Source organism: Spartinivicinus marinus (assembly GCF_026309355.1).
Classification (GTDB): Bacteria; Pseudomonadota; Gammaproteobacteria; order Pseudomonadales; family Zooshikellaceae; genus Spartinivicinus; species Spartinivicinus marinus.
In genome coordinates this window covers 2105708-2131745 of record NZ_JAPJZK010000001.1, presented here as the reverse complement: position 1 = coordinate 2131745, position 26038 = coordinate 2105708, and the positions used below count along the sequence as shown (strand labels likewise).

17 protein-coding genes are annotated in these 26038 nt (G+C 39.8%); 11 read left to right on the top strand and 6 right to left on the bottom strand.

The features are described from left to right. Positions 1–196: 196 nt before the first annotated feature. From gltB to OQE68_RS09570, 3 genes are all read left to right on the top strand, one after another. On the top strand, positions 197–4648 hold the full coding sequence (gene gltB, locus OQE68_RS09580; RefSeq protein ID WP_180568864.1) for a glutamate synthase large subunit: 4452 nt from the start codon (positions 197–199) through the stop codon (positions 4646–4648). Positions 4649–4882: 234 nt separating this feature from the next. Beyond that, complete coding sequence (locus OQE68_RS09575; RefSeq protein WP_180568863.1) at positions 4883–6301, top strand: FAD-dependent oxidoreductase; 1419 nt, start codon at positions 4883–4885, stop codon at positions 6299–6301. Between the two features lie 10 nt (positions 6302–6311). Then, positions 6312–7289: an NAD(P)H-quinone oxidoreductase gene (locus OQE68_RS09570; protein WP_180568862.1), complete on the top strand. Its 978-nt coding sequence runs from the start codon at positions 6312–6314 to the stop codon at positions 7287–7289. 98 nt (positions 7290–7387) lie between these two features. Here the strand turns inward: OQE68_RS09570 and OQE68_RS09565 are convergent, their stop codons facing one another. After that, the gene (locus OQE68_RS09565; RefSeq protein ID WP_180568861.1) at positions 7388–8350 is read right to left on the bottom strand and encodes a DUF1194 domain-containing protein; all 963 of its coding nucleotides are present in this window, start codon (positions 8348–8350) and stop codon (positions 7388–7390) included. 562 nt (positions 8351–8912) lie between these two features. On the opposite strand from OQE68_RS09565, the gene hemE reads away from it, so the two are divergent. After that, positions 8913–9986: a uroporphyrinogen decarboxylase gene (gene hemE / locus OQE68_RS09560; RefSeq protein ID WP_180568860.1), complete on the top strand. Its 1074-nt coding sequence runs from the start codon at positions 8913–8915 to the stop codon at positions 9984–9986. A gap of 29 nt (positions 9987–10015) precedes the next feature. Further along, complete coding sequence (locus OQE68_RS09555) at positions 10016–10345, top strand: hypothetical protein (protein WP_266195591.1); 330 nt, start codon at positions 10016–10018, stop codon at positions 10343–10345. A 76-nt stretch (positions 10346–10421) separates the two neighbouring features. Here the strand turns inward: OQE68_RS09555 and OQE68_RS09550 are convergent, their stop codons facing one another. Both OQE68_RS09550 and OQE68_RS09545 read right to left on the bottom strand, forming a co-directional pair. Further along, positions 10422–11210, bottom strand: coding sequence for a substrate-binding periplasmic protein (locus OQE68_RS09550; RefSeq protein ID WP_180568858.1), 789 nt, complete (start codon positions 11208–11210; stop codon positions 10422–10424). Positions 11211–11215: 5 nt separating this feature from the next. Then, positions 11216–12109 carry a TIGR02285 family protein gene (locus OQE68_RS09545; protein WP_180568857.1) on the bottom strand — a complete coding sequence of 298 codons (894 nt, stop codon included), beginning with the start codon at positions 12107–12109 and terminating at the stop codon, positions 11216–11218. A 98-nt stretch (positions 12110–12207) separates the two neighbouring features. Here OQE68_RS09545 and OQE68_RS09540 point away from each other — a divergent pair, with 98 nt between their 5' ends. Then, positions 12208–13092, top strand: a complete 885-nt coding sequence (locus OQE68_RS09540; protein ID WP_180568856.1) for an NAD(P)-dependent oxidoreductase — start codon at positions 12208–12210, stop codon at positions 13090–13092. A 134-nt stretch (positions 13093–13226) separates the two neighbouring features. Here OQE68_RS09540 and OQE68_RS09535 read toward each other — a convergent pair whose 3' ends face one another. After that, on the bottom strand, positions 13227–14405 hold the full coding sequence (locus OQE68_RS09535; RefSeq protein ID WP_180568855.1) for an aminotransferase class V-fold PLP-dependent enzyme: 1179 nt from the start codon (positions 14403–14405) through the stop codon (positions 13227–13229). Between the two features lie 202 nt (positions 14406–14607). After that, positions 14608–15699, bottom strand: coding sequence for a tryptophan 2,3-dioxygenase family protein (locus tag OQE68_RS09530; RefSeq protein ID WP_180568854.1), 1092 nt, complete (start codon positions 15697–15699; stop codon positions 14608–14610). 194 nt (positions 15700–15893) lie between these two features. On the opposite strand from OQE68_RS09530, the gene OQE68_RS09525 reads away from it, so the two are divergent. Next, positions 15894–17636: a hydrogenase maturation protein gene (locus tag OQE68_RS09525; RefSeq protein WP_180568853.1), complete on the top strand. Its 1743-nt coding sequence runs from the start codon at positions 15894–15896 to the stop codon at positions 17634–17636. 196 nt (positions 17637–17832) lie between these two features. Then, on the top strand, positions 17833–18204 hold the full coding sequence (locus OQE68_RS09520) for a VanZ family protein (protein ID WP_180568852.1): 372 nt from the start codon (positions 17833–17835) through the stop codon (positions 18202–18204). 83 nt (positions 18205–18287) lie between these two features. Here OQE68_RS09520 and OQE68_RS09515 read toward each other — a convergent pair whose 3' ends face one another. Further along, positions 18288–19697, bottom strand: coding sequence for a phytase (locus OQE68_RS09515; RefSeq protein WP_180568851.1), 1410 nt, complete (start codon positions 19695–19697; stop codon positions 18288–18290). Positions 19698–19984: 287 nt separating this feature from the next. On the opposite strand from OQE68_RS09515, the gene OQE68_RS09510 reads away from it, so the two are divergent. The 3 genes from OQE68_RS09510 to OQE68_RS09500 all read left to right on the top strand — a co-directional run bounded on the left by OQE68_RS09510 (position 19985) and on the right by OQE68_RS09500 (position 26016). After that, positions 19985–20572, top strand: a complete 588-nt coding sequence (locus OQE68_RS09510; protein ID WP_180568850.1) for an SIS domain-containing protein — start codon at positions 19985–19987, stop codon at positions 20570–20572. Between the two features lie 494 nt (positions 20573–21066). Next, positions 21067–22434: a hypothetical protein gene (locus OQE68_RS09505; protein WP_180568849.1), complete on the top strand. Its 1368-nt coding sequence runs from the start codon at positions 21067–21069 to the stop codon at positions 22432–22434. Between the two features lie 351 nt (positions 22435–22785). After that, a complete protein-coding gene (locus OQE68_RS09500; protein ID WP_180568848.1) occupies positions 22786–26016 on the top strand; it encodes a DEAD/DEAH box helicase in 3231 nt (1076 codons plus the stop codon). The last annotated feature ends 22 nt before the right edge of the window (positions 26017–26038 follow it).

Below are 26038 nucleotides of genomic sequence, written 5' to 3'. Positions count from 1 at the left end.
GGTGGATGCGATCTCATTAACAGTTGCAATAGTAAGCTGCCTTAAAAAATTATGACTATGGGACACTTATTTGTCTCAGATGGACATCATGTGTAGAATGTTTGCCCCTTGCACCAAAATTGCTACCACATAATAACAACACCAAGGATAGCTAAGTAACTGAAAAAACAAGAAATTCCTGGTGAGAGTGTGCCATATGAAAGTTTTGTATCACCCTGAGCAGTATAGGGATAACTGTGGGTTTGGTTTGATTGCGCATCGTGATGGGCAAAAAAGCTACCACTTACTGCAAACGGCTATTGAAGCCCTGACCTGCATGACCCATCGTGGGGGAATCGCTGCCGATGGTAAAACCGGTGATGGCTGCGGCTTGTTAATTCAAAAGCCTGATAGCTTTTTTCGTGCTGTTGCCAAAGAGACTTTCCAACAAGCATTAAATCAGCATTATGCTGTAGGAATGGTGTTTTTAAGCCCAGATGATGCCATTGCCGATAAAGGCCGCGAGGCACTGAACCACCATTTAGCTGATCAAGGTTTAGAGGTTGTGGGTTGGCGAACTGTGCCAACTAACCCTGAATGCTTAGGGCCTATTGCTCAAGATATTCAGCCTAAAATAGAACAGGTATTTGTTAACTGTCCTTATGGTATGTCTGAGGAGCAGTTTGAGGTTGGCCTGTTTATGGCCAGACGTCGGGCTGGCTTAGTTATTAAGAACAATAAACACTTTTATGTGTGCAGCCTGGCCCAGCGAGTCATTTCCTATAAAGGGCTGATGATGCCAGTGGACTTACCCAAGTTTTATCCAGATTTGGGTGACTCCCGGTTTGAGACGGCAATTTGCGTATTTCACCAACGCTTTTCCACTAATACCATGCCGGAGTGGCACTTGGCCCAGCCATTTCGGATGTTGGCTCATAACGGTGAGATCAATACCATTAGCGGTAATCGCAACTGGTCGGTGGCAAGAAGCAGTAAGTTTCGCTCAGAGCGTTTGCCTGAGATGGACACCGTTAAGCCAGTAGTTAACACCACGGGATCAGACTCATCCAGCCTGGATAATATGTTAGAGGTGCTGGTCAATGGTGGGGTTGATATCTATCGTGCGTTGAGAATGCTAATCCCTCCTGCTTGGCAAAACGTGAATACCATGGACTCTGACTTGAGGGCATTTTATGAGTATAACTCCATGCATATGGAGCCTTGGGATGGTCCGGCAGGCTTGGTAATTACTGATGGCTTAAAAGCGATCTGTATGTTGGACCGAAATGGCTTGCGGCCTTCTCGTTGGGTAATGACCAAGCAGGGGTACATTACGGTTTCTTCAGAAATTGGGGTTTATGGTTATCAACCAGAAGATGTAGTTGCTAAAGGCCGGGTAGGGCCTGGTGAAATATTGGCCATTGATACGGAAACTGGCCAGATCCATGAAGCCAAAGCCATCGATAACTACCTGAAAACCAAGCAGCCCTATAAAAAGTGGTTAAAAGAGCACGCCTATCGAATTCAATCTAAATACTTTGAAGAGCCCCATCGGCTTGATCAGCACTTTGATCGTGAAGAGCTGAAAACTCACATGAAAATGTTTCAGGTTACTTTCGAAGAGCGAGACCAGGTGTTACGCCCACTTGCAGAAGGTGGTCAGGAGGCGGTGGGCTCTATGGGAGATGATACGCCAATGGCTGTATTATCCCAGCGAGTGCGCCCGGTTTACGATTATTTTCGCCAGCAGTTTGCCCAGGTAACCAACCCGCCGATTGATCCATTGCGAGAAGCGATCGTAATGTCGTTGGAAACCTGTATTGGTGCTGAGCAAAACCCATTTGAAGAAACCCCGCAACATGCCGCGCGGGTTATTTTGGGTTCACCGGTTTTATCACCAATCAAGTTTTTAAAACTGTTTGATATTGAAAAGCCCGGGTTTGAGGCCACCACTGTTTCGCTTAATTATTCCGAACAGGAAAGTCTGGAAAGTGCGATTAAAAATGTCTGCAAGCAAGCTGAACAGTCCGCTCGTGATGGCAAGGTGATTTTACACTTCACTGATAAAAATATTCAACCAGGTCAGTTACCTATTCATGCTGCAATGGCAACAGGTGCCGTTCACCATCATCTAATTGAAAAGGGCTTGCGTTGTAATACCAATATTGTCGTAGAAACGGCTACTGCCAGAGATCCTCATCACTTTGCAGTATTAATCGGCTTTGGTGCAACTGCTGTATATCCCTATTTAAGTTACGAAGTGATTTATGATTTGATCAGAACCGGAGAATTACTGGCTGATCCTATTCCAGCTTTTAAAGCCTATCGAAAAGGCATCAATAAAGGCTTGATGAAAATCTTGTCAAAAATGGGGATTTCCACCATCGTTTCCTATCGGGGAGCCCAATTATTTGAAGCCATTGGTATTAGCAGTGAAGTAGTAGAGCTTTGTTTTAAAGGGGTGGCCAGCCGAATTGAAGGGGCTAATTTTGAGCATTTCTCGTATGAACAGCAGCTATTAGCTAAAGAAGCCTGGAAGCCTCGTAAGTCAATCCAACCTGGTGGCTTGCTCAAATATATTCACGGCATGGAATATCACGCATTTAATCCTGATGTTGTACAGACTTTACAACAAGCGGTTAAAAACAGTGATTATCAAGCATTTAAAGACTATTCACGGCTAGTGAATGAGCGCCCTGTTGCCACTATCAGAGACTTATTTAAACTGGAATCTGATCGAGAGCCTATTACTATTGATGAAGTTGAGTCAGTTGAGCAAATTGTTCGCCGTTTTGATAGTGCGGCCATGTCGTTGGGAGCATTATCTCCAGAAGCTCACGAAGCATTGGCAGAGGCAATGAACCGATTGGGGGCTCGTTCTAACTCAGGTGAGGGAGGGGAAGATCCGGCTCGGTTTGGTACCAATAAGGTATCCAAGATTAAGCAGATTGCTTCTGGTCGGTTTGGGGTGACACCTCATTATTTGATGAGTGCAGAAGTGCTGCAAATTAAAGTAGCTCAGGGCGCTAAGCCTGGTGAAGGTGGTCAGTTGCCAGGCAGTAAAGCTAACCAGTTAATTGCCCGCTTACGTTACTCTGTACCAGGGGTGACTTTGATATCACCGCCTCCTCACCACGATATCTATTCGATTGAGGACTTAGCTCAGCTTATTTTTGACTTAAAACAGATCAACCCTGAAGCGTTGGTGTCAGTCAAACTGGTATCAGAGCCAGGGGTAGGCACTATTGCTGCGGGTGTGGCAAAAGCCTACGCTGATTTAATCACTATTTCTGGCTATGACGGCGGTACAGCCGCGAGTCCGCTTAGCTCGATTCGTTATGCAGGCTCACCCTGGGAGCTGGGCTTAAGTGAAACTCATCAGGCGCTACGAGCGAATGACCTTCGGGGCAAAGTTCGAGTCCAAACTGATGGTGGTTTGAAAACGGGATTGGATGTTATCAAAGCGGCCATGTTAGGGGCTGAAAGTTTTGGCTTTGGTACGACTCCGATGGTGGCAATGGGCTGTAAGTATTTACGAATCTGTCATTTGAATAACTGTGCCACAGGGGTGGCTACTCAGGATAAGCATCTACGTGATCATCACTTTATCGGCACGGTAGACATGGTGATTAACTTTTTCACTTACATGGCTCAAGAAGTGAGGGAGTTATTAGCATCGTTAGGCTATTGCAGCCTGGATGAAATCATTGGTCGGACAGATTTACTACAGAGTGCTGAAGGCACTACCCCTAAACAGCAGCACTTGGATTTGTCACCGATTTTGGATCATAGCCATATCCCTGAAGACAAACCTCATCGTTGTCTGGTTGAGCATAACAATCCGTTTGACCGTGGTGAGTTGGCTGAACGAATGGTTCAGGACATTCTGCCCGCTATCGAAAACCTGGTTGGTGGTGAATTTCAATATCGAGTGAGTAACTGTGATCGTTCGATAGGTGCCAGACTTTCAGGAGAAATTGCCAAGCGTTATGGCAATCAGGGCATGGCTGACACCCCTGTAACCTTGAGCCTGACAGGAACAGCGGGTCAGTCATTCGGTGTGTGGAATGCAGGTGGTTTGGATATGTACCTGGAAGGGGATGCCAACGATTATGTAGGTAAAGGAATGACAGGTGGCAAGTTGGTGATTGTGCCGCCTAAGCAAAGTGAGTTTAAGTCTCAAGATACAGCAATTATAGGGAATACCTGTTTATACGGCGCTACAGGAGGCAAGTTATTTGCTGCTGGTCGAGCGGGTGAGCGGCTGGCGGTAAGAAACTCTGGTGCCCATGTAGTAGTGGAGGGAGCAGGCGACCATTGTTGTGAATATATGACGGGGGGGGTTGTAACCGTATTGGGACAGGCTGGGCATAACTTTGGTGCAGGGATGACCGGTGGTTTTGCTTATGTACTGGATTTAGATCGACATTTTTTTGATCGCTACAACTATGAGTTAGTGGAAATTCATCGCATTGATACGGAAGCGATGGAGCAATACAAAAGCTATCTCTACACGATTATTGAGGAATATGTAGCGGAGACGGGTAGTGAATGGGGTAAAACCATTCTCGATGATATGTACGACTTTGTTGGTAAGTTCTGGTTAGTTAAACCGAAAGCCGCGAACTTAGACCAATTGCTATCAAGTATTCGTACCCGTCCCGAGTAGATGGCAAAACTATTGTGCTTGCAAATACGGCGTTAAAAATTGGCTCAAAATGCTTATTTATAATTAATAAACTCCGCTTTTTCGCCAATTTTTGCCTTGTCTTTGCTGCGCTCATAACGTTTTGCAGAGCTTTCAATAATGTATATTTTTAAGGTCAATGATGACGTATAAGTACCTACAGCGAAGATAACAAAGCAAAAAATCATTCGCGAAGGGTATAAGAGGTTTGTAACAATGAGCGATCGATTAAATAACAACTTCCAGTTTGTTGATGTGGGGCGGACAGACCCAGATAAAAAAGATATTTTAGCAAGAAAAAAACAATTTGTAGAAATTTACGATAGTTATACTCCCCGTGAAGCGGCTGGACAAAGCCACCGTTGTTTAGCTTGTGGTAATCCCTATTGTGAATGGAAATGCCCTGTTCATAATTATATTCCTAATTGGCTTAAATTAGTGGCTGAGGGGAATATTATTGAAGCGGCAGAACTTTCCCATCAAACCAATTCCTTGCCAGAAGTCTGTGGGCGGGTGTGTCCACAAGATAGATTATGTGAAGGTGCCTGTACTTTAAATGATGGTTTTGGTGCGGTCACTATTGGTGCTGTAGAACGTTATATTACCGATACAGCATTTGCGATGGGGTGGCGGCCGGATTTATCCAAGGTGGTTAAAACCGATAAAAAAGTAGCAGTTATTGGTGCAGGCCCTGCTGGTTTAGCTTGTGCTGATGTGTTAGTACGTAATGGGGTTAAGCCGGTTGTATTTGATCGTCATCCAGAAATTGGTGGGCTGCTCACTTTTGGTATTCCAGAATTTAAACTGGAAAAAGATATTATTAAAAAGCGTCGTGATGTTTTTACCAAAATGGGTATGGAATTTAAATTAAATACCGAAGTAGGCAAAGACATCTCTATTCAACAGTTGTTGGATGATTATGATGCCATTTTTATGGGTATGGGTACTTACACCTATATGAAAGGTGGTTTTCCTGGAGAAGAGTTACCAGGGGTATATGAAGCATTACCTTATTTGATCTCCAACGTAAACCGCTGTTTAGGATTAGAAAAAGCCTCTGATGAATTTGTTGATATGCGTGGCAAGCAAGTCGTGGTGTTAGGCGGTGGTGATACCGCAATGGATTGTAACCGAACGGCGATTCGCCAGGGAGCTCGTTCCGTGATTTGTGCTTATCGGCGTGATGAAGAAAATATGCCCGGCTCTCGTCGTGAAGTAGCAAACTCAAAAGAAGAAGGTGTAGAGTTTTTATTTAACCGTCAGCCGGTAGCGATTGTGGGTGATAACAAAGTAAAAGGCGTTAAAGTTGTCACCACTCGTCTTGGTGAGCCTGACGAAAATGGTCGCCGTAGTCCAGAACCCATTCCAGGTAGCGAAGAAATTTTACCGGCAGATGCAGTATTAATTGCTTTTGGTTTTAGGCCCAGCCCTGCAGACTGGTTTGAAGAAGTAACAATTGAAACAGACTCAGCTGGTCGTGTGACTGCTAAAGAAGAGAGTGAATTTAAATTCCAAACCTCTAATCCTAAAATATTTGCTGGTGGAGATATGGTTAGAGGATCTGATTTAGTGGTAACAGCTATTTGGGAAGGACGCCAAGCGGCAGAAGGAATAATGGATTATTTAGAAATTTAAAATATTGCTTATGAAAGCTGTAGAAATTACGGGCCCAGGAGGCCCTGACGTTCTCTCTATTACTGAGAGAAAAATGCCTGAGCCTAAAACTGGTGAGGTATTAATAAAAGTTGCTGCTGCAGGTATTAATGCCCCTGATTTATTGCAACGAAAAGGTAAATACCCGCCACCACCCGGTGCTTCTGATATTCCTGGTTTAGAAGTAGCTGGTGAGGTAGTCAAGGTGGGCGAGCATGTAACCCAGTTGAAAGTGGGTGATAAAGTGTGTGCACTATTATCGGGTGGTGGCTATGCAGAATTTGCTGTAGCCGCTGCGGATTTATGCTTACCGATTCCAGACAGTTTTTCCATGGTTGAAGCTGCGGCTTTGCCCGAAACTTTTTTCACCGTTTGGCACAATGTTTTTGAGCGAGGTCAATTAACAGCAGGAGAAACCTTGTTAATTCATGGTGGTACCAGCGGTATTGGCACCACGGCTATTCAGTTAGCGGTGGCCAAAGGTGCTACTGTATATGCCACTGCCGGTACCAAAGAAAAGTGCGATTTATGTTTAAAACTTGGTGCCAGTGCAGCAATTAATTACCGTGAAGAAGATTTTGTTGAAAAAATTAAAGCATACACAGAAGGTAAGGGTGTTAGTTTAATTCTGGATATGGTGGGCGGTGATTATTTTCCACGAAACTTATCTTGTTTAGCTGTAGAAGGCCGGTTGGTGCAAATCGGTATGCAACATGGTGCAACTAGTGAAATTTCACTATGGCAAATAATGTCAAAAAGGCTAACCATTACAGGGTCTACTTTAAGGGCAAGAAGTGTTGAGGATAAAGCTAAAATAGCGGCAGAGTTAAAAGGAAAAATTTGGCCGTTATTAAATTCAGGAGCAGTAAAGCCTGTCATTCACTCAACTTTTCCATTGGCTGAAGCTAAACAAGCCCATCAATTGATGGAAAGCGGTAAGCATGCAGGGAAAATTATATTAACGACTTAAATAGGACTACTTTTATAACAAAGGGCAAGCCATTAAATTATAGACTTGCCCTTTTAGAGTATTGGAAGAGTAGGTAGTCTTTTATCCTATATTCATTGTTAAATTTTTACCTGTTGTAGCCTTCTTCTGTGTAAGAATAAACCTAATAAACAAACTGCAAGTATTCCTGCTGTACCAGGTTCAGGCATTGGGGTTGGCTCATCTGGCGTTGAGATTTCATTTAATATTTTTTGTTTGACTGCTGAGGCGAATTGTGTTTCATCGAATTCAGTTGTAAGAACAAATCCTTCCTCGGTAATTAAATGTAACTCTAAATATTCTTGCAAGTTTTCAGGTAAACCTAACATATCAACTGTTTCTTGGCCTAAAATATCGATCAGGTCTGATAAATAATCTTCCGCCATTTGAAGGTCAGTAATAGCTAAACCATTAATCATGACTCCTTGCCCGTCAGCCTCATCTCTTGCTCCATTAATTGCACTGTCAAATGCTGCTAAACAGGCTAATAACTCTTCTTCTGATGGTGGAAGGTTAAATATATCAATACACAATCCTCCATCTCTAAACAGGTTTTGTACGCCATCAGTTGATACATCAACAATTAGCATATCGCCTTCAAAGTCGTTATTTAACATAGAATTGACAGCGGAATCGACACCGCCAGCAATATTAGTACCTTGTGCATCACCATTAGGTATTGCGCTAATTGCATTTGCAAAATCCATTGCGCTCATCGCATCTGTTATATGAAACCAAGGGGTAGAGTTTAATTCGTAGCTGGCGGGAGCCATTGGATCATCAGCGCCAAATGCAGCGAATGGAAAGGCTGCTGCTGCAATACCATTTCCATTAGGTAATGCTAGAATAGCATTGATAACATCAGGGTCTTTAAATGCTGCTGCATAACCATTCATTTGTAGCGCAAATTCAGTGTCATCAATACTGCTTGATACATCAATTACCAGCGCCAGTTCTTTATCAACTGGCACGGCTTGCGCCGTATTTATTAGGGTAAATGGTAGTAGTGCTGTGACCAAGGCAATAGTTTTTATGGGTTTCATGTGCTCCACCATTTGAAATTAGTTCAGTAATCGCGGAGCAATATCTAAGCCACTATTTTTTATACATATAAATCAATTGGTTATCATGTCATCATAAATGAGGGTTGTAATTTATTTCAACATAAAGAAGTAAATATTAAAAGACTTGTGTGGTATTTGTTGCTTTTAAATATTAATCAAAACCTGGCTTGTATGGTTGACTAAGACGGTTTTTAATATCTTATTAAAATAGAAATACAGTTTTTAGTCTACAAAAAGCATATAAAATGGTGTGATTATGAAAAATGATAGAAGACGGCTGTTGTAAATTAAATAAACAGCTAATGATGAATATATCAAATAGCTCTGAAAGGCATTGGGTTAAACAAGCTGGGCATGAAAACCTATATCGAACAATAAGTGATCAGATTGGGATTTGAAAGCTACCGGAGATAAGTTAAGCGAGGCTATAAGGAATCTGTTATAGTTTTGTTAAAATCGTTTCTGATGTGCCCTTTGCGAAGGGTGTAAATGTAGTAGTTTTATTATCAAATTAGCAAGATATACAGACGACAGGTTCCAAATGGCTGCTTTAAAAAATGATCGCTTCTTGCGTGCTTTACTTAAACAACCCGTAGATGTAACCCCAGTTTGGATGATGCGTCAAGCAGGCCGCTATTTGCCGGAATATAAGGCGACAAGAAGCAGCGCAGGGGACTTTATGGCTTTATGTCAAAACCCTCAACTGGCCTGTGAAGTTACCTTGCAGCCATTAGACCGTTTTCCTCTTGATGCTGCTATTTTGTTTTCCGATATCCTAACAGTGCCTGATGCTATGGGCTTAGGGCTTTATTTTGAGCAAGGGGAAGGCCCTCGTTTTAAAAAGCCTATTCGTACGGAAGCGGATGTAAATGCGCTACCTATTCCTGATCCATTAGCTGATCTTGGCTATGTGATGGACGCGGTGAAAGTTATCCGTCAAGAGCTGAATGGACGAGTACCGTTAATAGGTTTTGCTGGCAGCCCCTGGACATTGGCTACCTATATGATAGAAGGTGGTAGTACTAAGGATTTTCGGGTCATTAAAGCCATGTTATATGACCAGCCAGAAGTATTGCATCAGTTGTTAGGAAAGCTTGCTCAGGCAGTGACTGCCTATTTAAATGCCCAGATTGAAGCGGGTGCTCAGGCAGTGCAAATTTTCGACACTTGGGGTGGCGTACTAAGTCCAGCCGCATACCAAGCATTTTCATTGAGTTATATGAAACAAATAGTCGATGGTTTAATTAAACAGCAAGATGGCCAGCCAGTGCCTGTTATTCTATTTACTAAAAATGGTGGTCAGTGGCTTGAAAAAATAGCCGCAACAGGTTGCACTGCTGTTGGATTGGACTGGACGACTGAAATAAACAATGCCCGTGCTCGAATTGGTGATAAAGTAGCGTTGCAGGGTAACATGGACCCTTGTGTGTTATATGCATCCCCTAAACGGATTAGAGAAGAAGTTGCGACTATTTTAAAAGCTTATGGCAACGGCTCTGGACATGTATTTAATTTAGGTCATGGTATTCATCAATTTGTGAAGCCTGAACATGCGGGAGCTTTTGTAGAGGCAGTACATGAGTTATCCCAACCTTATCATCAAGGGCATCTCTAAAAATTACTCTTTATAGAGATGCCCTCAATATGCCTGGACTAAAAATGTTAATGCGTAAGTTATATTTGCCTGCTGTTTTCAGCTTATTACTGACACCTGCTTTTGCGAGTGAAGCAGATAAGCCAGCATCAGAAGGAATTTGGGAATCATTACAGCAAACAGCAGATGAGTTTGCCACTGATGTGCATAAAAAAACAACTGAGAAGCTGTCGGCAGCTAAAGAAAAACTTAAACAAGTAAATACCAGTAAAGATCAGCAGTTAGAGCAGTTGTTGGCAACGCTTGATCAGAATATGCGGGTAATAGAACAGGCTGGCTTTCAATATTACTTCTTGAGAGGAAACTTTGAAGGGTGGTAGCAAAGGATAAAAATCATTTCTGAAGAGTATAATAATCTGGCGTTGAAACTTGGCTCTAGATTATTATCTAACATGACTAAAGACGATCAATTCCTAAGTGCTTTTTATATAGTTTTTTAACTTCGCCACTATCTATTAACTGTTTAACGATAGGGTCATAATTGTCGATCACTTTTTTCAGGTTAGGGTTTTTTGAAGCTCGACTGAAAGCATTGTAGTAAGGCTTTGCTTTTAGTGGTTTAGGTAAAAAACTAATGCGATTCATGAGTCCTTGCTCTTGCAATATAAGAAGGGTTGGGAAGGTATTAAGCGGTACAATATCGATTCGTTTTTTTAGTAGTTTTGGAATATGTAGGTCATTGTTAGAAACAATATCTAGCTTAAGTTCTGCTTGCCAGAATTCTGGTGTATAAGCCCAATCTTGGGTAGCGCCTATAGTTAAATTAGCTAAATCTTTAAGAGAATTGTAAATAATTTTATTTTCATCTTCTTTGCGAATAAAAAAATTCCACGTAAACTCTTTATATGCAATCTGAGGATAAATAAGGTAGGATTCTCTAGACTCTTTTCTTGAAAAACTCATAACAACGTCTACTTTACCTTCTTGAGCAAACTTGATAATTCTGGAGCCAACATTGATCAGTCTGAATTCACTCGCTATAGATAATTTATTGAAAACAATCTTAAGAATTTCAGCATCAATACCGATAATTTCACCGTTAGCTGCACTATAACGAAAAGGTTTTTCTGGAGTGCCGACAACTTTAACAGGTTGATTAGAGTAAGCAGTATTACAGTAAATAATGATAAAAAGAATACCTATAAAATAGGTCGTTGACTTGTTGCTTTTCAGGTGGTTTAGCATAACAGTTAAATCTGGTTAAGTATTTGGTTTTTGTACACGTCTTTTATCTGAATCAAGTCATTTTTATCTAGCCAGCTTTCAAAAATTATTTTCTTATATTCTTCCTGATGAATTAGGGTTTTCAGCATATTGTTAATGTCTGAAATCACTTGTTTACCCCAGTCATTTCTAGGACAAACTGTATATACTAAGAAATAGGGCGTAATTTCATCAATTTGAATGCTGGCATAATCATTTATATTTTTAAAGTATTGTTTACCATGATAAGAAGCAATAAAAGGATATTCGATAATGTAGTTGATACGGTTGTGATCAAGCATTTTAAACAAGCTGTCTGCTGCAATTGTAATTTTTTGGAAGTTACTATTCTTTTCGTGGCCGGTGAATATTTCATCAAGCTCTTTGGTATAAGAACGTTGGCTCTCAACAATACCTTTGAATCTTCTATCAGTTATAAGTTTTATTATTGAGTATGATGCAGGGCTATTTAGTAAAGCTGCATTAGTTTTCTTCATTATAATCCGATGAGATACAGCAACATCGACTGGTGTTGAAAAATAAGCAATTTTAAGTCGATCTGGTTTTTTTAAGTGCATGGGGCTACAAATTTTTTTGCCAGCTTTTATATCATGCCAAAACCTGCCCCAACTCATTTCTAGAATCTTATGATTATATTGAGATAATTTCGATTGATAGAGCTGCAGACGCATATCCACTCTTCCTGATCCCTTGTCATCCCCCCTTAACATCATCAATGGTGGCCAGTGAGCGGCAAACCAGGTAATAGTCTCTTTTTCAGTTGCATAGCTGTTGCTCCAAATAAAGAGAGTGCTAGTAAGAACTAATAATAATACTCTTAGCATTGTTTGGTTATAGAGTGCTGGCTTGAGAATATTCATATGAGTCATCTGTATACTAGCTAAAGCAAAAAACTGTATCTATTAAGACAATATAGAAGCTAATAGTATTCTAGGCGTTACCTACTTCAGGGGGAGATATGACTCAGAAAATTGCATTTATTGGTTTGGGCGTGATGGGCTTTCCAATGGCTGGTCATTTGGCTAAGGCTGGTTATCAAGTAACCGTATACAATCGAACGATGAGCAAAGCGAAAGCATGGTGTGCAGAGTATCAGGGGAGCTATTCAGAAACACCTGCTGAAGCAGCAAAGCAGGCTGACATTGTATGTTGTTGTGTAGGTAATGACGATGATTTACGACAGGTGACTTTGGGTGAGCAAGGGGCTTTTGCTGCTATGAAACCTGGCGCTATCTTTGTTGATCATACAACGACATCTGCTCAAGTGGCGAGTGAGTTAGCTCAACAAGCAGAGCATAAACAAATAGTTTTCTTTGATGCGCCTGTATCTGGTGGGCAGGCAGGGGCTGAAAATGGTCAGTTAACGATAATGGTTGGGGGCGCTGAGCAGCAATTTACAGAAATATTACCGTTACTCAATTGCTATGCCAGGTTTGTGAAATTAATGGGAGGGATTGGTAGTGGGCAATTGACCAAAATGGTTAACCAAATTTGTATTGCTGGTGTTGTACAAGGCTTGGCTGAAGGTATGCATTTTGCCCGAAGTGCAGAGTTAGATGTTGCTGCAGTCATTGAGGTAATTTCTAAAGGAGCTGCTCAGTCCTGGCAGATGGAAAACCGCTATCAAACTATGTTAGCTGGTGAGTATAATCATGGTTTTGCGGTAGATTGGATGCGTAAAGACCTTGGGATTGTTTTAGATGAAGCGCGTCGAAACCAGTCTCACTTACCTGTTACTGCTTTGGTTGATCAATTTTATTCAGAAGTGCAAGCAATGGGTGGCTCCCGGTGGGATACTTCTAGTTTATTTGCCGTTCTGGAAAGTAAGCGAAAAGCGACCTAGTTTGTAATTGCTGTTTAACGAAAAAATTTCATTGGATACTACAAGTTAAGAGTATTTGTACTTAATGGCTTTTTTATAATAGACTTTTAAACGAGGGAAAATGGATGGAACTGTTTCGTTTCCCTCTAGTCCTGTTAAGCTATAGGTAGTCGTTTTAGCCTAACTAATAGCTGATTAATATCATCTAGATCATGTTGTAAGCCAAAGCCAAATCGAATTCGATTATCTCGGCAGTCAACTTTAACTTTTAAGCTATTTAATGCAATGGATAAGTTTTTGCATATTTCTCGGTCTGCTAATTTGAATGTTAAAAAATGTCCATGAACATACTCGGGAATATACAATAAGTTACGGTAGTTTAATAATGGGTGTTTTGATGTACTGATTGATTGTAGAAAAGCTTGCTGCAGGGCAAAGACATGTTGGTGGACAGTTTCTACGGTGATTTTATTTTCTTGCCATAAATCAAATACTGCATTTAGCCTATAAATACCGGTAGGATCGAAAGTAGCTCCTGCAAATCGTTGGCCGTGACTATCATAGCCTATCACTGAGGAATCACTTTCCTCCAATTGTGAAAAATTTGCAAACCAGCCTGTATTCCATGGACGCAACTGGTTAGCTTTAGGCGGTGAGAGTAAAAAGCAGCAGCCTTCTCCAGACTGTGCATACTTATAGCCACCAGCCAAAAAAAATACATTATTAGCAATTTCAGATAAATCTACAGGTATGGCAGCAAAACTATGATAGCCATCGACAATGAGTATGCTGCATTGAGAAGATAGCTTTTCAATCACTTCATTTAGATTTTGAACAGTGTAGCCAGAGTTGAAAAAGGTATGGCTAAAAAAAATGATGTCATATTTTTTTGTATTAGCGGCCTGATAAAATCGCTCAATAAAACCATTAAATGGTTCTGTATTAACAACAGTAGTCTCGGTCCATTTTTCTTCATTCAAGCGTTTTAGCTGTCGGCTAAAACTATAAAACTCACTATCAGTGGTTAATACTGTTAGTTTCTTTCTAGCAGGAAAGCAGGAAATTAACCTGACTAATAGCTCGTGAGTACTAGGTGCGAAAGTAACTTGCTCTGGATAAGGATAGTTGAGTAATCGGCTGATATGCCGTTGTGCTTTTGGGATGATACTAGAAAAAATATATTGCCACTTATCATCAACCAATCTGGCAGAGTCATGCCAATAACGCATCATTGCCTGTAGTGTTACATCTGGCCAAAAATGATGACTATGGGCTGTAAACCACAGGGTATCAGTTTGATACTGGTTAAATTGTTGGTACCAATGTTTATACATCTAATACTTCGCAACGATAATTTATTTAATAACGGGTTACTGACTTCAGCTGCAACTTGGTATTTGGCAATAGAATAGCAAAGAAAAGATGAATAGGTGAGAAATGGTTAATAACTAATAACATGAGCTGCTACATCAAGGCTTGTAGTAGCAGCTTAAGTGAGTATTTGGAAATAGCCAGTTGGAAATATGAGAGGTGACCTTATGTTCCAGATAAGTAAAAACCTAGCGACTGCTTGATGGTATCTGGTAATTCAGGTCTGCTTGAGCTTGGTATTAAGAAAGTAGAAAGGGTAAATAAATCAGTGAACACTTTATTGCCACTCGCGGCTTTGGCAAGGTAGTCATGACCGGAAGAACCACCAGTACCTACTTTTCGGCCAAGCATGCGTAAAGCCATTTGGGCATGACGAGTTCGCCAAGCGGAGAAACGCTCATCGATATCCATTAAACAGGTCAATAGTTTATAAGGCTGTTGTAACATCGGCTCATCTCTATATAGGCTGATAAACAGAGCGGCTAAAAAAGCATCCTGACTAATTCGATAAAACCCCGTATCAAATTGCAACTGATAGGCTTTGGGTTCTAGTAGTTGCTTAAATTGATTACGAGTGTCAGCCAGACTGTTTAATTGCTGATCTTTTTCGTCTGCGCCTAAATGAGGGTTGTTGGTAATGATTTGCTCGTCTCGGTTTAACATATTATTAACTGCTTGCTGATAGCTTTGCCAGAAATTAAATTCACCAAAATTTAGGAAAGGTAATCTGGCTAACCATTGATCTATTTGTTCTAGTAAGCTGGGTTGCAATTCGAGATTTTTTAAATATTCCTGATGCTCTGTTTTGAGTCGACGATAAAAGTTCTGTTGGTCAAAAGCAATGCGATAACGACTTTTTAGACCAAAACGAATTTCTATTTCTTTAAACTGTACGCTTTGAAATCCAGACGCAGGTACTAAGTAATCTCTAAAATCAAGGAAGTCTAAAGGGGTCATGGTTTCAAGTACGTTTACTTGTTCAATCATTAATGTCTGTATGGCTAAGATGCGCTCCAACCGATGAGTAGCTACCCCTAGCTGTTTGTCATCTATAGGTTTTTGTTCAAATACGGTTTGGATTGTGCGTAGTTCATGTAGTATTTGTTTGAACCAGAGCTCATAAGCTTGATGGGTGATGATAAACAGCATTTCATCATGAGCAGTGTTATTGTAATCGCTACTTAGTAAGTGCTGACTATCTAATAGTTTATTGAGCTGTAGGTAATCGCCATAATATACGTCTTGATTTTTTTTCATTGTGCATCCTGCCTTATGTTTGTTATTAATTGATGTATATCAAAAATTACTTAATTGTATAGGATTAAGTTTAGGTTTAGCGAACAACCGCGTTTATTCTTTAGTTTTTAATGACTCCAAGCCCGGATAATCGATGAAATATCCAGGCTAGCTATCATCAGGACTTAGCCAGGTATAACATCAAGGACGAGGTAATGAAAATACTGCTATTAGTGTCTGCATTTAACGGCTTAAGTCAGCGTGTTTATGCTGAGCTTCGGCAAAGAAACTATTGGGTGTCAGTAGAATATGCTAGCACTGAACAGCAAATGAAAGAAGCTGTTGCTTTGTTTGAACCTGAGTTGGTTATTTGCCCTTTTTTAAAACAGGCAATACCCCGCTCGATTTGGCAGCACTACCTTTGTTGGATTGTTCATCCTGGGATTAAAGGCGATCGAGGGCCATCCGCATTGGATTGGGCTATTTACCAGCAAAAGCACTATTGGGGAGTAACATTAGTTGAGGCTGCAGAGGAGTATGATGCAGGTGATATATGGGGAAGCCAATCATTCAAACTGCCAAAGGCTAATAAGTCAACTACTTATCGTCACCAAATCACTGAAGCGGCTGTGGAGTTAATTTTAACAGCTCTTAAACAATTGGAAGCAAAAACATATAAGCCCGAGCCTTTAGATTACACTAAACATGATGTAAAGGGGAACTGGCAACCATTAATGAAACAAAACCAGCGGAGTATTGACTGGCAGCAGGATAGTACTACTGAAATATTAGCAAAACTTCGTGCTGCAGAAAGTTTTCCTGGTGTAAAAGATTTGATTAATGGCAAAGCTTATTATTTATTTAATGCGCATCAAGAAAAAATCCTCAATAAAACTAGAAATGCTTCACCTGGAGAAATTATTGCACAAAAAAGTCAGGCAATTTGTCGTGCAACTCGTGATGGTGCTATTTGGTTAACTCATTTAAAACAAGTGAGTGTGGTTGAGCCCAAGATTAAGTTGCCTGCGGCAGAGTATTTAGCAGATCATTTACAACAAGTGCCTGAACTAGTTGATGAAGGATTGCCAGGTTTTGACCCTGCGACATGGCAGGACATTCACTATGAGGAAGATGCTCAAGTAGGGTATTTGCACTTTAACTTTTATAATGGAGCAATGAGTACAGGGCAGTGTTACCGTTTATTAAAAGCCTATCGGGAAGCTTTGGAAAGGCCAACTCAAGTACTGGTTTTAATGGGAGGGACTGATTTTTGGGCAAACGGTATTAACCTGAATACTATTGAAGCCAGTCCCGAGCCTGGTTTAGAAGCTTGGGAAAACTTAAAACAAATAAATGACTTGGTTGAAGCAATTCTAACGACAGAAAACAAACTGACAATAGCTGCATTGAAAGAAAATGCAGCTGCAGGTGGTGTAATGTTGGCGCTTGCCTGTGACAAAGTATTAATCCGAGAAGGTGTTATTTTGTCTCCTTATTATCAGCACATGGGGCTTTATGGTTCTGAATATTGGAGCTTTAATCTGCCTCGGCGAGTAGGTGAGCAACAGGCTAGCAAGCTAATGGCAAATTGTCTTCCATTACTGGCAACAGAAGCTGTAAAAGTGGGCTTGGCTGATGAAGTTTTACCTTCTCAACCAAAGGGTTTTTTACGCAGCCTTCATAAGGTTTGTGAGTGGTATAGCCATAAGAAAACAGTGAGACAGCTTATTCTTCGTAAACAACAGTTACTTCGTTTGAATCAGCAATTAAAACCATTAAAACAGTACCGAGAGGAAGAAGAGGCTAAAATGTGGCAATGTTTTATGGCTCCGGAAAGTGCCTTTCATCAAGCAAGAAAGCAGTTTGTTTATAAACTGCCAGTATCTGCTGCACCTTCTTATTTGGCAGTTCATCGACAAGCAGCTCTTTCACAGCATAACCAGCAAAAATCTGCTTAGAAGTGATTATAAAAACTGTTATACCTATAGAGTTGCAGCACAGTAAAGGTTATTATGATTTTATAATATCTAAAAATAAATCGTGATTTGTATGGTTTAATTTAGTGCTTTGTTGCTCGACGGCCGTCCCTAAAAACCCTACACTTTTGGTATATAATACTTATTTTTGTGAACTTGTATTATAGAGTGGTTAGTAATGAAATGGCTAGGGTTGATTGCAGTACTAGTAGTTGTAACAATTGTAATATTAGCAAGCAAAGGACAACTACCAGCAGAAATAAAGGCCTTATATGACTTTCCTGGAGGGGACAAAGTAGGTCATATACTGTTGATGGGGACATTAAGCTTTTTTGTCAATTTGGCTGTTGTCAGTACTTTGGTGGCTAGGCCAACACGAAAAATAGTTATTACTACTGCTATTCTTGGGCTGGCTATAACGTTGGAGGAAATCACTCAACAGTTCTTTTCAACGAGAACTTTTTCATTATTGGATCTATTGGCTAGCTTTCTGGGATTGACAATAGCTGCTGTTATAGTCAACTTCATAGCAGGTAAAAAGCAGTCGTAGAAATAAAAAATCAACCAACTATACCCTTCACGAATGACTTTTAGGGTTTGTTGTCATCACTCCTCACCCCAATCACCTATTATTTATAGGCTCATGGGGCCTCGTCGCTCGACGGCCGCCCCTAAAAGCCATTCGTATTGGCTATAAAGTTTTAAATAGCGTTTTATTTTTTCCCATGAAACAAGCTTAAAGTTTGTTTTTTCACGCTGTCTACCTTTTGAATCAAAGCTTATTGGTTCATCATTGCCGTCTTGCACTACCATTAAGCCTTGAGGGTATTGTGCACCAATTGTTTGAGCTGTAATAGCTATACCATCAGTATGGCTGGAGCCATCAACTAGCCCTTTGTTTATTTGAAAACGGCCAATGAACTCTGGTTGTTGGCTTAGAGGTTGGTGATTAAGCTGGTAGACAGCATAGTGATCATCTCCTTGGCTTGAAGCAATCAAATATTGCTGTCCTTGTTGTGGTTGGTATAAAGCAAGGCCTTCGACATCGGCCCTTAAGTGAGCGTTTTGGGGGAGGGAGTTAAGCCAATGGCATTGGTATTCTTCCTCAGACGGATCCCAGATACGTTTATAGGGCACACCAAAACTAGCAACCGTGTCGATGAGGAGTGGTAAACCTGGCTTTGTACTAAGCTGATCTGTTTGATAAGGAATTTGCCAAATGCCTACTTGCTCTTGGCTAGCATAAAGCTGTTGTCGCTGAGGGTCTATAACCAGCCCTTCTAGTTGAGGCAGGTCTCCATCATCTTCTTGGCATGGTGACCAACGAGGATCGCTCTCTGTATTAAAATCTGATGGCAATAAATGATATGTATTAACCTTGTAACTTATTTTTCCTATGGGTGTGGTATAAAAGCTAACTTGAGCTATTTTGGTATGGTTTGCCTGGGTAACAAAGCCCATACTTTGTTGCTGTTTCTGATTATAATGAACAGCTAACCCGTATGCAGTATTCTTAGTTTTGACATCATCAATTGATCGACTAAATAACATAGGAACACTATTTGATGTAATATCTGTTAATACAGGTTTTTTTTCACTTTGATAATCAATTGAGAATATTTTTAGTTTGTCAGTCCCCCTATCAGTAACAACGGCAAAATCCATTTGACTATCTTCTAGTAAATAGCCAGTTAAAATATCGACATTATTATAGCGGCCTTGTAAACCAGTAATTTGATTTTTTTCTGGAATGATTTGTTGAAGCATATCTCCTTGTAAATTAAAAACGGCTAATCCCCCTTTTTTTAATGTGCCAATAATTAGGCTTTTAGAGCTATCGTGGGGGTTAACCCAAACAGCAGGGTCATCAGCATCTGACTCACTGTCCCATTTATCATCAAAAAATGTACGGGTTTCCTGGTTGGCTGTAACTGAGTTTATAGCTGAATAGTTATCATCTGAGCTACTTTGGGCAAAGGTAATGTTTGTAAATAAAATTGCAGAGTAGAGAATTTTTTGAACTATATATTGGTTTATATGCATTGTAAGTCCTTTTTTAAATAATGAATAAATTGATTAAAGGTTTCAAATATCAATAATGCATTTTACTATAGCGCTAGTGTGTTACAAAATAAAAAGCTAGTACAGAGGATGGTACATATCAAAAAATTCTGGATAAGCATATGCGGATAATTTAGGGAGAGTAAAAATAAAGTTTATTATCATGTTGTAAAGCCATACTTATGGTAGTTCTGTTGCTTTAGACATTCTTGATCAAACGGCCTACAATGCAGCTACACTACGTTGCAATCAATACTATGGGAGTGTTTATGCAATCGCACGTTCTTGCGGCATTAACTGAAGCAAAGCAGGCTCTGGACAACTTGTTGTCTAATGAGGCGATGATCGAGCAAATCACTAAAGCAGCAGCAGCATTAACAGCCACTTTTAAGCAGGGTGGGCATGTATATAGTTGTGGTAATGGTGGTTCAATGTGTGATGCTATGCACTTTGCAGAAGAGCTATCAGGACGCTACCGACTTAATCGGAAAGGTCTACCAGCTATTGCTATCAGTGATCCCAGCCACTTAAGCTGTGTATCAAATGACTTTGGTTATGAACATGTCTTTGCTCGTTATGTAGACAGCCATGCGCGTGCAGGGGACACCTTACTAGCTATTAGTACCAGTGGTACCAGCAAGAATATTATTGCTGCAGCAGAAGTAGCCAAACAAAAAGGAGTAACTGTAATTGGGATGACGGGGAAAACTAATTGTGCGTTAGGTGATCTAGCAGATATCCATATTTGTACACCAGGCGGACAATTTGCTGACCGGGTGCAGGAGCTGCATATTAAAGTCATCCATATTTTTATGGAGTTAGTAGAGCGCGAATTATTTCCTGAAAACTATCAATAACTTGCCTGCCTGTTACTAGATGTTTTTAGGAGCACCTGGAAAATAGATTGCTAAGCTAACAGTCCTCCCAAATAGCCTCAAAAGTAGAAGAGGCTAAGAGGATTTTTTGGTAAACTAGTGTGATGCAAATGGATGTTTAGTTAAAAAAAACTATAAATAAATTTTTGAATGCCCACTATCTTTTATTAAAGACTATCCTGATATTTTTGGTGGGCTTAAACCCATTTTGGTATTTGTCTACATAAAACTAAAACAATCAATCATTCAATCTTATCTATACTACTCGCTTCGTATAAGTAAAGTTACTCAAGCGCGATTAGTAAAAGCGGTTAGCGATTTGGATGCGATCTGCTTTCATATTTGTATTGAATATAATTCATAGAGTTCATTTCTTATTAGTTTTCAACTGTAAAATAGGATAACAGTCACGGAACCAGCTCAGCTGACCTCTTATTCTATACTGCAGAAACTTGTACAAACCAAGGTATGCAGTGATGAAACCCATTTTACGCTGGAGCATCATGGCTGTTTTGGCTACTGTCTTATATGGAGGTCCAAGCTATGCAGACTTATCCGAGCCAGACCAAAACACACTAACCAAGAATCTTGAGACGCTTGCAAAAGGTTGGAGCCAGGCTGATGCGAGTAGTGCATTCAAAATCTTTCGGCAAAACAGCTATGCAAGAGAAGATTACAGTAAATTTTTTAAAGACTTTTTTCAACACCAGGCTTTTACTGACCACCTAAAGGTTTACTTTGGCTATTTAGGTTTTGCGTTTTCCGAAAAATACCAAGATATACGCCAAAAGGTTAATCCGGCGTTAGCAGAGGTTTTGGCGAACAAATTATTGAAGCCATTTGATGAACAGGGCCAACAATTAGCAGAGTGGTTTGAGCAGAATCCTGAAGAAGCTAGATCGTTTTTTAATCAGCTGGCGTTCTTGAATCAATACAGCCAAACAGAAGCAATTGCTATTAATCTACGACGCGTCTATCAATATATATGGCAACAAATACCTTTAGTTGATGCACCAATTAGAGACAATAACTATCAGTGGTGGCCTCATATAAAACAGCAGTTGGCTATTAATTACCTCGATGCTAACCAAAGCCAGGTACCCAATGAGTTAGTGGGCCATTGGGGTGGTCGACGACAAAAGCTATTAGAAAACTATGGTCTATTACTGCTTGATAATGACCAACTCCTGGATCATGAAGTCAAACAAATCAGTCAACTAATTTCCAAGTTACCAAAACAGTTGCTCAATATCCGTTTTATTCATATTCAAACCCAGCATTCTCAGCTGATAAAAAGAGGTGTTGTCAATAGTAATGAAGTTGTGAACACTTATGAGAGTAATACGGTTAGTTTGAGTTTGCCCAAACTGACGTCTGTCAATAGTGATCTAGTGGTTAAGCGGCCCGCTACAAGCAGTGTTGCAGCTAGACAACACTTCTTACAACTACTGTTAGCAGAGTTAGGAAAAGAATTAGCTAAAAGGCAAACGGCTAACGCTAAAAGTAAAACCAAGCTGGGTCAAACTGTTGTAGTAGATGGAGAGCTTGCAAGTTCTATCAGTAGCTGGCTGTTTGCTACGCATCAAACATTAGCTAATGCTGTGGAGTCTTGGCAGCAAGGCCAAACAGGTGCTATAAAGCAGTTGTTTAGAGTTGCTGAATTGCTGAGTGAAGGCAAACCAAAAACCATCGCATTTGATTTTGCTAGCGAAAAAATCAGTTTTTCCTTACTTAAGTTAGCACGTGATGAGGAAGGTAAAATCACTTCACTGGTAACTACTCAAGCTCAATATGATTTTACCTATGATGAATCGGGTGCTTTGGTTGATATAAAAATAATTTAATCAAAGTTTTGGAAAACTTAGTTTTATAGGGGCTATTTGTTTTGCTGGGAAACTAACCACACCAACAATCTGTCTTCCTACTAACCCTCCACCTAACTCTCCACAACTATACAAGTCAGTTACTTGTATATTGCTTTTTTAATACCAATTTCACTTCCAATGTCTACATATATCATATTGATGGGTCTGAGTATTCCATTATAACTCTTTATTTTTGGGTATAAAGTACACTGTTTGGTTTGAATGCCCAGGAAATTTGATATTCAATGAAAGATTTAGGTTAGTTATTGTAGTTGATTAAAAGATCGGTTAATTTGCTATACATTTGATTTGGTTTTAGCGGGAATAGGTGTGAAATCTTTAACGTACCAAGATATTGAAGCAAATATAGAAAGAGCTTCTTTGCAAAAAGGGAAGGATTATTTTTTAAGCGGTCATGTAAATAGCCTGCATTGGGATAGTGAAAATGAAGTGATCGAGGCGAAAGTAGCAGGCCGTTATCCTTACACACAAGAGATCTTCCTCACTAAAAATGGTCGTAGAGTAGATATCGATGGTTATTGCTCATGTCCTATGGACTATAATTGTAAGCACGTAGCAGCAGTCCTATTAGAATATTTAGGTCAGCGGGATGCTATTACTGAAGCGAAATATCAAGAGAGTCGATCAAATTTTCACTCCTGGCAAGAGCAATTTCAGGTAGCACTGGCTGAAGAAAAATCAGATGAATCCCATACTAAATTTGAGGCTTACCCTGGTATTGAATTTATAGTATATATTCTCAAACCTATAAATGACAGGGATTTTTCCATTAGCCGTTATTACACCAAGAAATATAAAAAAGGTGGTTTTGCATCGCTGAAGCGTTATGTTAATAATTGGTATCACCGAAATGATATCAGCTCGCAGGATGATAATACTATTAATAATATATTAGGGTATGCGGCTGAATTATCAGAGGCACGTAACCCTTACTTATTGCTTAATCAGCTAGTAAATTGTGGGCGTGCTTATTTAAATGAGTTTGATCCTAATAACCTGTTAACTAAGGGAAAATTACTCAATGTTGTGTTTAACTGGGAGGAACAGAATCACTTAAAAAAATTAAAAGTTAATTTAGATAATTTCAAAAATGATGATTGGATGATTCTAGCAACACATCCAGCTTGCTATTTTAATAAAACCACCAGGCAAGTAGGTAGAATTAATAGTCAGTTAGGCTATGAGCTGTTACTGATGCTCAGAACCATGCCTGCAGTAGATACTAAACAGCAACTTGAAGTTGCTGGTTTATTAAGAACTCAATTAGCCAGCCATAATATCCCACTACCAGTAGAGTGGAAAATAGTGGAAGTTAATGAACAGCCAATACCGAAGTTACTGATTACTAAAAGTTTGGATGAACAAAGGTATATTGGTGAGCTGGTTTTTGAATATGGAGAACATGAGCTTCCTTACTTAGGAGAGAAGGAACTTAGTCAGAGAATAATTGTTAAAAATAATATTGAATACAAAGTTTTATTAAAGCCAGATCAAGAGCAGGAAGCGGCTAGGCTTCTGGATGAATATAATTATACACTAATCGATACCAGTGAAGAGGAGCCTACAGAACAAGCTGAAAAAACCGTTGTTAATATTGCAAGCTGTCCGGGAGACTATTACCAGTTTACAACAGAAGTGGTTCCTATTCTTGAGGAGAGTGGTTGGCTGGTTGATGAAACAGATGTAACAGAGCAGTTTAATGCAATTGATTCCTGGGAATTAACGACTAATAATGAAGGATCAAACTGGTTTTCTCTTGCTTTAGATATTGATATTAATGGCAATAAAGTGGCTGTTCTGCCATTAATCGTTCAGTGGCTTGAATCCTCAGCTGATTATAAAATTGAGCATGCCAAAAAACCGGCTTGTTTACCTCATCCTGATTATGGGTGGATTGTTGTACCGGCAGAAACTATTAATTCCATTCTGGATATTCTGGTTGAACTGTATGATCGTCCAACTTTAACTGAAGATGGTAAACTAAAAATTACCTATGCCAATGCGGTCAGGTTGCAAGCATTAGCTGAAGCATTACAACAAGTACGTTGGTTGGGTGATAAATCAATCAAATCACTAAGTCAAAACCTAGCTAATTTTAAAGGAATTAAAAAACTAAAACCACCAAGAGGATTGAAAGCCACTTTACGTGATTATCAACAAGAAGGTGTTGAATGGCTACAATTTTTAAGAGCTTATAAGTTTGGTGGTATATTAGCGGATGATATGGGCTTGGGCAAAACCATTCAAGTGCTATCACATATTCAGCTAGAAAAAGAGCGGGGGCGATTAAAGCAGCCTGCAATGGTAGTTGTTCCCACCAGTGTATTGGGTAACTGGGAGAAGGAGGCTGCTAAATTTACCCCCAAACTGAATACACATGTCTGGTATGGATCGGATCGAGGTGAACATTATGAGCTTTTACCAGATTATCAACTCATTATTACTAGTTATGGCACATTTCACCGAGATGCAGAGGAATTAGCTGAATATGAATACCATATGCTGATTTTAGATGAAGCGCAGTATATAAAAAATAGTAAATCTAAAATAGCGACAGCCGTTAGATTGATTAAAGCCAATCATTATCTTTGTATGACTGGCACACCACTTGAAAATCATTTAGGCGAATTGTGGGCTTTATATGATTTTTTGATGCCTGGTTTCCTTGGTCACGAAAAAAGTTTTAACCGTTTATTCCGTAAACCAATTGAGATAGAAGGTGCTCAGCAAAGGCATCATGAGCTATCTCAGCGGGTTAGACCTTTCTTGCTAAGAAGAACCAAAGACTCTGTTGCTGATGAACTCCCAGAAAAAACAGAAATGATTAGAAGTATAGAGTTGGGCAGTAGTCAACAAAAGCTTTATGAAAGCATTCGACTAAGTATGGAGAAAAAAGTAAGGAACCTACTAAAAACTAAAGGCTTAAACCGCAGTCGCATAGAAATACTCGATGCCTTAATGAAACTACGCCAAGTGTGCTGTGATCCGAGTTTGGTTAAGCTTGATAAGGCAAAAAAAGTAAAGCAGTCAGCTAAATTAAGCCTATTAAAAGAATTGCTAGTAGAATTATTAGAAGAAAATAGAAAAATCTTATTGTTTTCACAGTTTACTTCAATGTTAACAATTATAGAAAAAGAACTGACTAACCTGAAAATACCTTATGTTAAGTTAACAGGTAAAACTCGTAAACGTGAAGAAGTAATCAGTAAATTTCAGAGTGGTGAGGTACCAGTATTCTTAATTAGCTTGAAAGCAGGTGGAGTAGGTTTAAATCTAACTCAAGCTGATACAGTTATCCATTATGATCCCTGGTGGAACCCTGCAGTTGAACAACAAGCAACAGACAGAGCTTATAGAATAGGACAGGATAAACCGGTGTTTGTTTATCGGTTGATCTGTTCTGAAACAGTAGAAGAAAAAATACTAACTATGCAAGAGAGAAAACAACAGTTAGCAGATGGTATTTATAATAATAAAGCGGGGGAGCAGTTAGGATTAACTGGTGAAGATATATTGGATTTATTTAAATCTAATGTATAAAAAGCATACCCTATCTTAGCTA